Genomic DNA, 13,023 nt, shown 5'->3' on the forward strand with positions numbered 1-13,023 from the left:
AACAGGTGTCATTCGCGCCGCGCAGCCCCCTCCTGAGCTCCCCGACGGGGGGCCGGAAGCCTGCGTGAAACCACCCGACCGGGCATCGCGAGCTCAGCTCGCAACGCGTCCTCCAGCACGGTGAGACCGTCCTGCACGGGCTGAAGGGGCGATGTATCCGTCACGGGAGTGCCGTCGAATATCGCGGGCTGTACGTCGAGCAGCGCACGGTGTACGGCGTTCATTGCGGAACGGACCTCATCGTCGGCGATGAGTGAGGCCTCTACGAGCCACTTGTGAGCTGTCGAGCGAAACTCGGACAACTTGCCGTCGTCCTCGTCTCCCTGGATGGAGGCGAGCGAGTCGTGCCATCCGTACAAGGCGATCAAGAGGTCCCGATAAAGTCCCTTCTTGTCATCCAGCCAGCGGATCTGTTCTGCGTGATTCCGCTGTTCCTGCTGCATACGCAGCTGTCCACGCTGTGCGAGCCACGCGCCGGCAAATCCGGTCACTGCACCCACCGTTGTACCCGCAAGGCCGACCAGCGCAGCATCCATGGCCGTTTCATAGCAGATGGTCGGTGCTGACATCGGCGGAAGTCCGGGATCGGCGGAATCTGGTCGCAGGCGTGGCTGACGCCGTGTGCGCTACGGACGGCCACCGAAGACGCCTCAGGACGCGATGGCCTTGATGCGAGGCTCGGACGTGGGGCTCGCCCCTTGTCGCCGCCTTGTCGAACGCCCCGAGGTCACCGCAGCCTGGAGAACCCGCTGATCCGGAATGACAGTCACTTACCAGGAAGGCCCCCCGGCATGACCGCCAAATACGACGTCAAGCGCGAGCTCAAGAAATGCTACTCGCCGAAGAACACCGACTGGGAGCTCATCGACATCCCCGAGCTCCATTTCCTCGCCTTCGACGGGCACGGCGACCCGAACACGAGCGCCACGTACCGCCGCGCGGTCGAGGCGCTCTACGCGGTGGCCTACACGGTGAAGTTCGCGAGCAAGGGCGACCTCTGCAAGGACTTCGTCGTGGGCCCACTTGAGGGGCTGTGGTGGGCGGACGACATGGACGACTTCTTGGCCAGGCGCAAGGACAACTGGCGATGGAGACTGCTCATCAACGTCCCCGGCTGGATCACCAGCGACATGATCGAAGCTGCCAAGCACACTGCCCTGACGAAGAAGAACCTTCCGGCTATTCCGGATGTTCGGTCAGAGACCTTGCACGAGGGCGCCAGCGCGCAGGTCCTCCATCTCGGCCCTTACGACGACGAGACACCGATCCTGACCAGGCTGCACCGTGAGTACCTACCCGCCAACAGCCTGCGGGAGGCGGGGCTGCACCACGAGATCTACCTCAGCGACCCGCGCAGGGCCGACCCCGCCAAGCTCAGGACAGTTCTGCGGCAGCCCGTAGAAGCGCAATCCGGTTGAGTGGCGGCGGCGTGCCAGCGGAGGCCGATGCCGGCGAGCGAGGTTGGAGAACAGGACTTGCCGCACGACCGGAAGAACTCAGAAGGTGATCAGCAAGCCTCACCAGCGGCTGAGGGCCCAGCGACGGTCCCAGGGCAGAAACGAACCCCCCACCCGGCGGCGAAACCGCAGGCGGAGGGCTCATTGCGGGCGTGTTACTTCTTCTTGCCCTGGTTCTTCACGGCCTCGATCGCAGCCTTCGCCGCGTCCGGGTCGAGGTAGGTCCCGCCCGGCTTCAGGGGGCGGAAGTCGGCGTCCAGCTCGTAGGCGAGCGGGATGCCGGTCGGGATGTTGAGGCCCGAGATGGCGTCGTCGGAGATGCCGTCCAGGTGCTTCACCAGGCCGCGCAGGCTGTTGCCGTGGGCGGCGACCAGGACGGTCTTGCCGTCGAGGAGGTCCGGGACGATGCCGTCGTACCAGTACGGCAGCATGCGGATGACGACATCCTTGAGGCACTCCGTGCGCGGGCGCAGCTCCGGCGGGATCGTCGCGTAGCGCGGGTCGGCGCTCTGCGAGAACTCGGTGCCGTCCTCGAGGGCGGGCGGCGGGGTGTCGTACGAGCGGCGCCAGAGCATGAACTGCTCCTCGCCGAACTCGGCGAGCGTCTGGGCCTTGTCCTTGCCCTGGAGGGCGCCGTAGTGGCGCTCGTTCAGCCGCCAGGAGCGGTGCACGGGGATCCAGTGGCGGTCGGCGGCTTCCAGCCCGAGCTGGGCGGTGCGGATCGCGCGCTTCTGGAGGGAGGTGTGCACGACGTCGGGGAGCAGGCCGGCGTCCTTGAGCAGCTCACCGCCGCGTACCGCCTCCTTCTCGCCCTTGTCGGTGAGGTCTACGTCCACCCAGCCGGTGAACAGGTTCTTCGCGTTCCATTCGCTCTCGCCGTGGCGGAGGAGGATCAGCTTGTACGGTGCGTCGGCCATGGGTCCGAGCGTAATCGAACCCGTCCGGCCTCCGCTCGTCCGGTCACAGGGCGGACCGGCGGCGGCTGGGGGGCGTGACGATTGACGGGGGGCGTCAATTGAGTGGCGGCTGCGGATGCTGCGTTCGTAACGTGCGTACAGCAGCCGGGCCGCTTACACAGGCCGGCGTCCGTTCCGTACGCGCATGTCCTCGGGGGGTAGTCCCATGTCTGTCGCCGGTCTCAGAAAGGCGGCACACGAGACGGTCGCCGGTCTCCCCAGGGAGTTCTGGTGGCTGTGGACCAGCACGCTGGTCAACCGCCTCGGGGCGTTCATCGCCACGTTCATGGCGCTCTATCTGACCCTGGACCGGGGGTACTCGGCTTCGTACGCCGGTCTTGTCGCCTCCCTCCACGGGCTCGGCGGAGTCGTGTCCTCGCTGGGTGCCGGGGTGATGACCGACCGGCTGGGGCGCCGCCCGACCATGCTGATCGCGCAGCTCTCGACCGCCGTGTCCGTGGCCGTGCTCGGCTTCATGGTCCATCCGGTGGCGATCGCGGGCGTTGCCTTCGTCGTGGGCATGGCCAGCAACGCGTCCCGGCCGGCTGTGCAGGCGATGATGGCCGACATCGTCCGGCCCGAGGACCGGGTGCGGGCCTTCTCGCTCAACTACTGGGCCATCAACCTGGGTTTCGCCGTGTCGTCGGCCGGAGCGGGATTCATCGCCGAGTACAGCTATCTGGCCGGTTTCATGGGCGAAGCGGCGCTGACCCTGCTCTGCGCCGTCGTCGTCTTCCTCAAGGTGCCGGAGTCCCGGCCCGAGGCGCGGCCCCTTGCTGCCGGGGCCCCCGCACCGGACGCGGTGAGGCTGACCACGGTCCTGCGCGACGGACGCTACATGGGGGTCGTCGGACTGTCGTTCCTGGTCGCGCTGATCTTCCAGCAGGGGTACGTCGGTCTGCCGGTGGCCATGGGCACGGACGGACTGTCCAGCTCGGACTTCGGCACGGCCATCGCCGTCAACGGTGTGCTGATCGTGGTCCTCCAGATCCCCGTCACCCGGTTCATCCAGCACCGCGATCCGCGCCTCCTGCTGATCCTGTCGTCCCTGGTCGCGGGTTACGGATTCGGGCTGACCGCCTTCGCGGGCTCGGTGGGGGCGTACGCGCTGACGGTGTGCGTCTGGACGCTGGCCGAGATCGTCAACGCGCCCACGCAGACGGGCATCGTCGTGCAGTTGTCCCCCGCGCACGGCCGCGGGCGCTACCAGGGCGTGTACACGATGTCCTGGTCGGTGGCGGCGCTCGTGGCCCCGCTGATGTCCGGCTTCGTGATCGACCACTACGGCGCCGCCTGGCTGTGGAGGACCTGCGCGGTGCTGGGCACGATGGCCGCGGTCGGCTACTGGCTGCTGATGCGGAACCTGAGCCTCCCGCAACCGGCCCCCGCCGGGGCGGCGCCACCCGTCGCACCGGCGGCCACGGCCACCGTGCCGCCCCTGCCGGTCTCGCCGCCCCTGCCGGTCTCGCCGCCCCTGCCGGTCTCGCCGGCCACGGCCACCGAGCGGGCCGCGTCCGAACCGGCGGTCTGAGGGGAGGGCGGACCTGAGGGGAGGGCGGACGTAAGGGGAGGCCGTCCGAGGGGCAGCCCGCAACGGCACCCCCGCGGCGGACCCACGTCCGCCGCGGGGGTGCAGGCAGGTGCCCGGGCTCGCGCGGTGCCTACTCAGCCACCGCACTGGCACGGCGCGCCGGACTGGCAGCCGCACCCGCAGCCCGAGCCGCAGCCGCAGGCCCCCAGCACGGTCAGATGCACGACCTCGATCGGCGTCTCCTGCTGGGGTTCGGTCACGGGGGAATCGGCCATGGTCCCTCCTCAGGGTTCGGCAGGGGGACGACTCGACGTCGCACGCGCATGCGTACGACGGGCCTACGGCATGGCTCACCGCCCCCGCACCCCTTGCATGCCCAGCACGGAGGGCGCATCAACGGCGCACGAGTGCAGGAACAGAGGTACGTCCGCCGTGACGGTCCGCGCCCCCTTACGCCCCCTCCACCGGCGTCGCGGCCTGGATCTCGTCCGCGTGCTCACCCGTGACCAGGTAGACGACACGCTTGGCGACCGACACGGCGTGGTCGGCGAAGCGCTCGTAGTAACGGCCGAGCAGGGTGACGTCGACGGCGGTCTCGATGCCGTGCTTCCAGCGGTCGTCCATCAGGTGCTGGAACAACGTGCGGTGCAGCAGGTCCATCTCGTCGTCGTCCTGCTCCAGCTGGAGCGCCAGGTCGACGTCCTTCGTGATGATCACCTCAGCTGCCTTCGCCATCAGCCGCTGGGCGAGCTGCCCCATCTCCAGGATGGTCGCGTGCAGGTCGTGCGGCACCGCCGCCGCCGGGAAGCGCAGCCGCGCCAGCTTGGCGACGTGCTGGGCGAGGTCGCCCGAGCGCTCCAGGTCCGCACTCATCCGCAGCGAGGTGACCACGATCCGCAGGTCGGTGGCGACCGGCTGCTGGCGGGCCAGCAGCGCGATGGCGCGGGCCTCCAGGTCGTGCTGGAGGTCGTCGACCTTCTGGTCCGCGGCGATCACGCTCTCGGCCAGCTTGAGATCGGCGTCGAGCATGGACGTCGTGGCCCGACCGATCGCCGAGCCGACGAGCCGGGCCATCTCGACCAGGCCCTCGCCGATCGAATCGAGTTCCTCGTGATAAGCGTCGCGCATGGAAGTCCCTCTCCAGATCCTGAGGCCGGGGTCTTGGGGCCGACCCCCACGCTGCCACGGTGCGGGGCGAACGCGTCGGGATCCGGCCGCCTAAGTGAACCGTCACTATCCCCTTGGTGAACTCTGGGCGACGAGTGTTCGAGATGGCACCCGGATGGCTGGGAGAGAGTCGGCGAGCCCGCATAACCTTGAGACATGGACGTGAACGCGGCGGTCGCCGCAGCTGCCGCGATCGCCGGGCTGTGTACCGGTGTGATCGCCATGCTGGCGTTCCGCTGGAGCGAACGCGAGCAGAAGCGCCCCACGCGTACGTCCCTGCGGCCCGACGGCAACGCGGCGCTTCCCCCGGGGGTCGACACGGTCCTCTCCGTGCTCAGCTCCTCCGCGGTCGTGCTCGACGAGAGCGACGGCGTGGTCAAGGCCAGCTCCGCCGCGTACGCGCTGGGTCTGGTCAGGGGCGGACGCCTGGCGGTCGAGCCGATGCTCCACATGGCCAGGGACACCCGGCGGGACGGTGAGATACGGCAGGTGGAGCTGGACCTCCCGCGTCGCGGTACGGGCCGTGGCGAGGCGCTCGCCGTCTCGGCCCGGGTCGCCCCGCTGGGCTCACGCCTGGTCCTGCTGCTGGTGGAGGACCTCACAGAGGCCCGCCGCATAGAAGCGGTCCGGCGCGACTTCGTCGCCAACGTCAGCCATGAGCTCAAGACCCCGGTGGGCGCGCTCTCCCTGCTCTCCGAAGCCGTCATGGACGCCTCCGACGATCCGGAGGCGGTGGAGCGGTTCGCCGGCCGCATGCAGATCGAGGCGACCCGGCTCACCAACCTCGTGCAGGAGCTCATCGACCTCTCCCGGGTGCAGAACGACGACCCGCTCGAGGACGCCGAACCCGTACGGGTGGAGGAGCTGGTCGCCGAGGCTGTGGACCGGTGCCGCCAGCAGGCCGGTTCGAAGCAGATCACCATGGCATCGGGCGGCGCCGAGGACCTCTCCGTCTGGGGGAACCGGAGCCAGCTCGCGGCCGCGCTCGGCAATCTCGTGGAGAATGCCGTCAACTACAGCCCCGCCCGCACACGCGTCGGCATCGCCGCCCGGAAGCTGGCCGCGCCCGGCGGGGATCTGATCGAGATAGCCGTGACCGACCAGGGTCTCGGCATCTCCGAGAAGGACCGTGAGCGTGTCTTCGAGCGGTTCTACCGCGTCGACCCGGCCCGCTCACGGGCCACCGGTGGCACCGGTCTCGGCCTCGCCATCGTCAAGCATGTGGCCGCCTCGCACGGCGGGGAGGTCACCGTCTGGAGCTCCGAGGGACAGGGCTCCACCTTCACCCTGCGACTGCCCGAGTCGGGCGTCGTACGGGGTCGTAAAACCGGCGGACCTCTCGTCGTCAACGGTGCTGTTGACGACGACGGGCCCTACGAGACCGATTCCTACGCACCATTTCCTGCCCCGGAGGCTCTTCCGTGACCCGAGTGCTTGTCGTCGAGGATGAGGAATCCTTCAGCGACGCCCTGTCCTACATGCTGCGCAAGGAAGGCTTCGAGGTGGCCATCGCGGCCACCGGCCCGGACGGCCTCGACGAGTTCGAGCGCAACGGCGCCGACCTCGTGCTGCTCGACCTGATGCTGCCGGGCCTGCCCGGTACGGAGGTCTGCCGGCAGCTGCGCGTCCGGTCCAACGTCCCGGTGATCATGGTCACCGCGAAGGACAGCGAGATCGACAAGGTCGTCGGCCTGGAGATAGGAGCCGACGACTACGTGACCAAGCCCTTCTCCTCGCGAGAGCTGGTGGCCCGCATCCGTGCGGTGCTGCGTCGCCGCGGCGAGCCGGAGGAGGTCACTCCGGCGGCCCTGGAAGCCGGCCCCGTCCGGATGGACGTGGACCGTCACGTCGTCACGGTCTCCGGTGGCAAGGTCGACCTCCCGCTGAAGGAGTTCGACCTGCTCGAGATGCTCCTGCGCAACGCGGGGCGGGTGCTGACGCGCATGCAGCTGATCGACCGCGTGTGGGGTGCGGACTACGTGGGTGACACGAAGACCCTGGACGTCCACGTCAAGCGGCTCCGCGCCAAGATCGAGCCCGACCCCGGGGCGCCGCGTTATCTGGTGACGGTGCGGGGCCTGGGTTACAAGTTCGAGCCGTAGACCGCAGTCTGCGGGCCGTCTGGGGGTGTCTCCGGGGGGAGGCGCCCCCACACGTGCGTAAGGGAGGCACCCCCTCCGTACACACCGGCCGGGGGAGGCCTCCCACACGCGCGGTCAGTCGGTGGCGGTTGCCTCGTCGGTCGGCGTCGACGTGTCGGTCGCCGTGCCGGAGGGGCTCTCGGAGGTGCCGTCCGACGGGGCGCCCGGCGTCTCGGACGTGGAGCCCGAGGGGGTCGGCTCGGGCTTCGCCGACGGCAACGTGCTCGGGCCGAAGTCCGCGAAGTAGCCGGTCGCCGGGACGATGGCGGCGCCGAGCTGGACGTCACCCGTCTCGCTGAACGTGAAGGCGACGTTCTGGACGTTGCCGCCGGCCCCTGCCTGGCGGCCGTCCTCGATCACGGCCGAGGCGTTGTCCTTACCGCCGATGATCACCCGTCCGCCGGCCGGGACGACGAGCGGTCCCTTGCCCTTGGCGGCCTGCAGCTTCACGGTGGCGCTGGTGCCGGGCAGGGTGATCTTCTCCACCACCTGCCGCTTCGTGCCGTCGTTGAAGAGGGTGGCGGCGATGACCGCCGGGCCCTCCGCGTCCGGCTCGGGCTGGGTGATGATGTTCAGGTTCTGGATCTTGATGTCGTCGACAGCGGTGGCTGCGTTGTCCGGCCTGACCTGAAGCGTCTGCGCGTCGTTGCCCGCACCGCACGCGGTCAGCGCGCCGATCGAGACGACGAGGGCAGTGGCGGCGAGAGCGCCGTGTCGAAGGCTGCGGCTCACGGCGGCGGCAACTCCTTGAACGTTGCGGACTGCGGACTTCGGACTTGCGGACAGGAGCCCCGGGCGGCCGTGGAGCCGCCCTAAGTGTGTGTCAGCGCGCCCAGGCTACCGAGCCACCGTCCCGGGTCCGCACCCGACCCGCCCCTCGGGCCGTCCGACCTCCCCACCGGCGCTCCCGGTCGCGCCGCGGACGTCGTGCCGCGGCCTTCTCCGGGGCGGTGGAGATTCGCGCGGCGTTCACAAAACACGCGTGGCCGGTGCGCTGACCGGGCCGATGATCGATTTCCGGGCGGTGGCCCATTTCCCCCGCATAATCGACCCGGCCTCGGACCGTAGATCAATTTCATTGGCCACTGACACTAAGGGCCGTACGGGTGATCGAGGTCCGAACGGAGTACAGAAAGTTCACCATCCAGAATCCGACAAAACGGGATGTTCAGCCTCTTCTGGAGGCCTTCCGTCGCGTGTGACGGGCGTGTTTCAGCTCGGCCGCACGCCCGCTCCGACCTGCGAATATCGCACTCAGGAAGGCTTCCGCAGCACGTTCGTGTTGTAGTTGTCAAGCCCCGAGATATGCCCTGACCTGCGAAAACGCCATTCAGGAGAAGCAGTTCTCGTGTTACTCTGGATAGCCACGGAAGGGGTACCTGTCACATGACGTTCAAGGTTGGCGACACCGTGGTCTATCCCCATCACGGGGCCGCGCTGATCGAGGCTATCGAAACTCGCCAGATCAAAGGCGTGGACAAGACCTACTTGGTGCTCAAGGTCGCCCAGGGCGACTTGACGGTTCGTGTACCGGCGGACAATGCGGAGTTCGTCGGTGTGCGTGACGTAGTCGGGCAGGAGGGGCTGGACCGGGTCTTCGAGGTGCTGCGCGCGCCGTACGCCGAAGAGCCGACGAACTGGTCCCGACGCTACAAGGCAAACCTCGAGAAGCTCGCCTCCGGCGATGTCATCAAGGTCGCCGAAGTGGTGCGTGACCTGTGGCGTCGCGAGCGCGAGCGTGGTCTCTCCGCAGGTGAGAAGCGCATGCTCGCCAAGGCCCGCCAGATCCTGGTGAGCGAGCTCGCCCTCGCGGAGAACACGAACGAGGACAAGGCCGAGGCCCTGCTCGACGAGGTTCTCGCGTCCTGAACCGGATGACTCGGTGACCGGTATGACCCCGGTGAACTGAATCCGGTCGTATGAAAATATGCCGCGGTGCCCGCTGACCAGCCGTCGATACGGCGAGTCGTCGGGCGCTGCGGCATGTTCGGACCCGAAAGCCCGAACCAGCGACCCGTCCGGCGGTCGGAAAACCTCCGGCGTGCCCTCGCGCCGCCCCCTCTGCTTCATCCGACGGGCCCGCAGCGGCTCGACATACCCGGGGTTCACGGAAGGGTCCCGGTCAGGTCGAGGCGTCGCGCCCGGCTCGCTGTGCCCCTACCCACGTGTGCCGTGGAAACAAACCTGCCGAAGCTTCGGAGTGCAACCGATGTCATCCATGTCACCGACGCCCGCTGAACCGAGCCCCTCCCGCACCGCGGCGGTGATCCCCGCGGCGGGCCGCGGCGTCCGGCTGGGCCCGGGTACCCCGAAGGCGCTGCGCGCGCTCGGCGGTACCCCCATGCTGATCCACGCCGTGCGGGCGATGGCGGCGTCCCGCGCCGTCACCCTCGTCGTCGTGGTGGCGCCCCCGGACGGCGCGCCCGAGGTCAAGAACCTCATCGCCGATCACTCCCTGCCCGAGCGCACCGACTACCTCGTCGTCCCCGGCGGGGCGACCCGCCAGGAGTCCGTGCGGCGCGGCCTCGACGCCCTGCCCGATGACATCTCGGTCGTACTCGTCCACGACGCGGCTCGCCCCCTGGTGCCCGTCGACACCGTGGACGCGGTCATCGAGGCCGTACGGGACGGGGCGCCCGCCGTGGTCCCCGCGCTGCCGCTCTCCGACACGGTCAAGGAGGTCGAGCCGGGTGCGCCGGGCGAGCCCGAGCCCGTCCTCTCGACGCCGGTGAGGGCCAGGCTGCGCGCCGTCCAGACCCCGCAGGGCTTCGACCGCGACACGCTTCTCCAGGCACACAAGGCCGTGGCCGTCGACGGCGAGGGGGCGACCGACGACGCCGGCATGGTGGAACGCCTCGGCGCGTCCGTCGTGGTCGTACCCGGGCACGAAGAGGCGTTCAAGGTGACCCGGCCGCTGGACCTGGTCCTGGCCGAAGCCGTTCTCGCACGCCGGAGGGCGAACGATGGGTTCTGAGTACGTACGGCAGCAGGTTCCCGCGCCCGTGATTCCGCTTGTCGGTATCGGGACGGACATCCACGCCTTCGAGGAGGGCCGCGAGCTCTGGTGCGCCGGGCTGCTGTGGGAGGGCGAGGGCCCAGGCCTGGCCGGGCACTCCGACGCCGACGTCGTGGCGCACGCCGCCTGCAACGCGCTGTTCTCGGCTGCCGGGCTCGGTGATCTGGGGCAGCACTTCGGCACAGGCCGTCCCGAGTGGTCGGGCGCGTCCGGCGTCACCCTGCTCACCGAGGCCGCCCGGATCGTGCGTGCCGAGGGCTTCGGGATCGGCAACGTCGCCGTGCAGGTCGTCGGCCTCCGGCCGAAGATCGGCAAGCGGCGCGCGGAGGCCCAGAAGGTGCTGTCCGACGCCGTGGGCGCACCCGTGTCGCTCTCCGCCGCCACCTCCGACGGCCTCGGATTCACCGGGCGGGGCGAGGGGATCGCGGGCATCGCGACCGCTCTGGTCTACCGCGTCCAGGACTGACGCCCGACCCCCAGGCGGGGTCGCACCCTTCCGTCCGCGCAACAAGCCGCCGGGAACCCCGGCGGCTTGTTGCGCATCGTTTGCACGTACGCTGGTGCGGCAGGTGATGTGCCGTACGGGTCGAGACAAGGGTGAACGTCAGTGGTGAGCGCGACAGCCGGGGCGACGAGGGTGCCGGACGCGCCGGCCGGCTACGTCCTGCGGACCGCCACCGCGGCGGACGTCGGCGGTGCCCGGGCCGTCATGCTGGACACCGTCTACCGCGACCTGCGCTCGGGCTACGTGCCCCGCTGGCACGCCGACATCATCGACCTGGAGGGCGCGTATCTTCGCCCCTCGCGCTGCACGCTCCTGGTCGTCGTGCGCGACGGCGAGGTCGTGGCGACGGGTGCGGTGCGGGACCGGGGTCCGCAGGCGCCGCCCAACCCGCAGTGGCTCGCGGACCGCTTTCCGTCCGGCTCGACGGCCCAGCTCTGCCGGATCTACGTACGGCCCGAACACCGCAGGCACGGCCTGGCCCGCATGCTGGTGCGGGAGCTCGGGGACTTCGCCGCGCGGGTGGGCGGTTACACGTCGCTCTATCTGCACACCGATCCGGCCGTGCCGGGCGCCGAGCCGTTCTGGCGCTCCCTCGCCCGCGAGGTCTGCGACGAACGCGCGCTGCCGGACGGAGGGCAGGGCATCGTCCACTTCCAGCTGCCGATGCCCGTTCCCGGGGGATCGATCACCCCGAATATCAGATGATAATCGTTTTCATATAGGGTTTCCGTCATGCCTATGCCCCGAAGCCGGCGCTTCCCGCTGCCGGTCATCGCCACTGCCGCCCTGCTGCTCCCCCTCGCCGCCTGTTCCTCGTCGAGCGGCTCCGGAGCGTCCGGCGACGACCAGCGGCTCCGGGTCGTCATGGCCTTCCCGCCCGCCCAGGCCATGTCCCCGTACGGGGACGACGCGGTCACCCTCAGCCGTCTCGCCGTCATCGAGGGCCTCACGACCCTGGACGGGAACGGCGCCGCCGAGCCCGCCCTCGCCGCGTCCTGGAAGCAGGACAACCCCACCACGTGGACGTTCACCCTCCGCGACGCCGTCTTCCAGGACGGCGCGAAGGTCGACGCGGACGCCGTCGTCCGCTCCCTCACCGCCGCGGGCAAGGCGTCCCCGCTGCCCCGGGTGCTGTCCGACACCCCCCTGACGGCCACGGCCACAGGCTCAGGCACCGTACGGATCGTCACGAAGGCGGAGGACCCCCTGCTCCCGCAGCGGCTCGCCAACCCGTCCCTCACGATCCTGTCCGCCGGCGCGTACAAGGACGGAAAGGTGAACCCCGCCGGGCACGCCACCGGACCGTTCACCCTGGCCGGCGTCAAGGGCGCCGTCTCCGCCACCCTCGAGCGCAACGCCGACTACTGGGGCGACCAGGCGAAGGCCCCCGGCGTCGACGTCACCTTCGCCGCGGACGGCACCGCCCGCGCCAACGCGCTGCGCACGAAGGCCGTCGACGTGGCCGAGTACGTGCCGATCGCGCAGGCGTCCCTGCTCGGTGACTCGTACGTCCACGAGTTCCCGTCCGCCCGGACGAACGGCCTCTCGCTCAACACCGAGCACGGTGTCTTCGCCGACCCGGCCATGCGCGCCGCCGCCCGTGAGGCCATCGACTCCGAGGCGCTGGTCGCCGGAGTGTACGAGGGCCGTGCGGACACTGCGAAGGGGCTCCTCGGCCCCGGCATCCCGTGGGCGGCCGGGAAGCGCACCGCGCCCACCGGCCGGACCCCCGCGGCGAGCCGCGACGAGGTTTCGAGGACGCAGGAGATCGTCCTCGCCACCTACACCAACAGGCCCGAGCTCCCCGAGGTCGCCACGCTCGTCCAGCAGCAGCTCGAGAAGCGCGGTTTCACCGTCAGGCAGGTCGTCCGCGACTACGCGCAGATGGAGGCGGACGCACTCGCCGGGAAGTACGACGGGTTCATCCAGGCGCGCAACACCCTGCTGGACACCGCGGACCCCGTCTCCTACCTCGCCTCCGACTTCACCTGCGACGGCAGCTTCAACATCTCCCAGCTGTGCGACAAGAGCGTCGACGCTGCCGTGGACAAGGCCGCTTCGCTGCGCGCCACCGACGCCCGCCACGGCGCCGAGATGACCGCAGAGGCCGCGGTCCTGGGCGCCGACGCGCTCGTACCGCTCGTCCACGAGCGCTTCGTCCAGGGCTACGACGACGCCCGGGTCGAAGGCGTGGCCCTCGACCCGATGGAACGCACCCTCATCACCGCCGACACCCGCATCGGGTGACCG

14 protein-coding genes are annotated in these 13,023 nt (G+C 69.8%); 9 read left to right on the plus strand and 5 right to left on the minus strand.

Going from position 1 to position 13,023, the window contains the following annotated elements; genetic code table 11:
- Positions 1-8: 8 nt before the first annotated feature.
- Entirely contained in the window at positions 9-569 is a 561-nt protein-coding gene (locus ABZ441_RS21150) for a hypothetical protein (RefSeq protein WP_358976290.1), read from the minus strand.
- A gap of 222 nt (positions 570-791) precedes the next feature.
- Here ABZ441_RS21150 and ABZ441_RS21155 point away from each other — a divergent pair, with 222 nt between their 5' ends.
- Entirely contained in the window at positions 792-1,418 is a 627-nt protein-coding gene (locus ABZ441_RS21155) for a GyrI-like domain-containing protein (protein WP_358976293.1), read from the plus strand.
- A gap of 194 nt (positions 1,419-1,612) precedes the next feature.
- Here the strand turns inward: ABZ441_RS21155 and ABZ441_RS21160 are convergent, their stop codons facing one another.
- Positions 1,613-2,374: a phosphoglyceromutase gene (locus tag ABZ441_RS21160; protein WP_014154899.1), complete on the minus strand. Its 762-nt coding sequence runs from the start codon at positions 2,372-2,374 to the stop codon at positions 1,613-1,615.
- A gap of 205 nt (positions 2,375-2,579) precedes the next feature.
- Here ABZ441_RS21160 and ABZ441_RS21165 point away from each other — a divergent pair, with 205 nt between their 5' ends.
- The gene (locus ABZ441_RS21165; RefSeq protein WP_358976297.1) at positions 2,580-3,944 is read left to right on the plus strand and encodes an MFS transporter; all 1,365 of its coding nucleotides are present in this window, start codon (positions 2,580-2,582) and stop codon (positions 3,942-3,944) included.
- Between the two features lie 134 nt (positions 3,945-4,078).
- On the opposite strand, the gene ABZ441_RS21170 is transcribed toward ABZ441_RS21165, so the two are convergent.
- A complete protein-coding gene (locus ABZ441_RS21170) occupies positions 4,079-4,219 on the minus strand; it encodes a hypothetical protein (protein ID WP_358976300.1) in 141 nt (46 codons plus the stop codon).
- Positions 4,220-4,394: 175 nt separating this feature from the next.
- Positions 4,395-5,072, minus strand: coding sequence for a phosphate signaling complex protein PhoU (gene phoU, locus ABZ441_RS21175; protein WP_358976303.1), 678 nt, complete (start codon positions 5,070-5,072; stop codon positions 4,395-4,397).
- A gap of 195 nt (positions 5,073-5,267) precedes the next feature.
- Here phoU and ABZ441_RS21180 point away from each other — a divergent pair, with 195 nt between their 5' ends.
- Both ABZ441_RS21180 and ABZ441_RS21185 read left to right on the plus strand, forming a co-directional pair.
- Positions 5,268-6,536, plus strand: coding sequence for an ATP-binding protein (locus ABZ441_RS21180; protein WP_358976306.1), 1,269 nt, complete (start codon positions 5,268-5,270; stop codon positions 6,534-6,536).
- Positions 6,533-7,213, plus strand: coding sequence for a response regulator transcription factor (locus ABZ441_RS21185; protein WP_014047499.1), 681 nt, complete (start codon positions 6,533-6,535; stop codon positions 7,211-7,213). Before ABZ441_RS21180 ends, ABZ441_RS21185 begins: the two co-directional genes overlap by 4 nt.
- 114 nt (positions 7,214-7,327) lie before the next feature.
- On the opposite strand, the gene ABZ441_RS21190 is transcribed toward ABZ441_RS21185, so the two are convergent.
- Positions 7,328-7,984, minus strand: a complete 657-nt coding sequence (locus tag ABZ441_RS21190; RefSeq protein ID WP_358976310.1) for a DUF461 domain-containing protein — start codon at positions 7,982-7,984, stop codon at positions 7,328-7,330.
- A gap of 654 nt (positions 7,985-8,638) precedes the next feature.
- Here ABZ441_RS21190 and ABZ441_RS21195 point away from each other — a divergent pair.
- From ABZ441_RS21195 to ABZ441_RS21215, 5 genes are all read left to right on the plus strand, one after another.
- Positions 8,639-9,121, plus strand: coding sequence for a CarD family transcriptional regulator (locus ABZ441_RS21195; protein ID WP_006380568.1), 483 nt, complete (start codon positions 8,639-8,641; stop codon positions 9,119-9,121).
- A gap of 340 nt (positions 9,122-9,461) precedes the next feature.
- Positions 9,462-10,226, plus strand: coding sequence for a 2-C-methyl-D-erythritol 4-phosphate cytidylyltransferase (ispD, locus tag ABZ441_RS21200; protein WP_358976316.1), 765 nt, complete (start codon positions 9,462-9,464; stop codon positions 10,224-10,226).
- The gene (gene ispF / locus ABZ441_RS21205) at positions 10,216-10,734 is read left to right on the plus strand and encodes a 2-C-methyl-D-erythritol 2,4-cyclodiphosphate synthase (protein ID WP_358976319.1); all 519 of its coding nucleotides are present in this window, start codon (positions 10,216-10,218) and stop codon (positions 10,732-10,734) included. Before ispD ends, ispF begins: the two co-directional genes overlap by 11 nt.
- Positions 10,735-10,878: 144 nt before the next feature.
- Positions 10,879-11,478, plus strand: coding sequence for a GNAT family N-acetyltransferase (locus tag ABZ441_RS21210; protein ID WP_358976323.1), 600 nt, complete (start codon positions 10,879-10,881; stop codon positions 11,476-11,478).
- 33 nt (positions 11,479-11,511) lie between these two features.
- Positions 11,512-13,020: an ABC transporter substrate-binding protein gene (locus ABZ441_RS21215; protein ID WP_358976420.1), complete on the plus strand. Its 1,509-nt coding sequence runs from the start codon at positions 11,512-11,514 to the stop codon at positions 13,018-13,020.
- Positions 13,021-13,023 lie beyond the last annotated feature (3 nt).

Origin of the sequence: Streptomyces sp. NPDC005752, assembly GCF_040630715.1 — a bacterium.
Classification (GTDB): Bacteria; Actinomycetota; Actinomycetes; order Streptomycetales; family Streptomycetaceae; genus Streptomyces.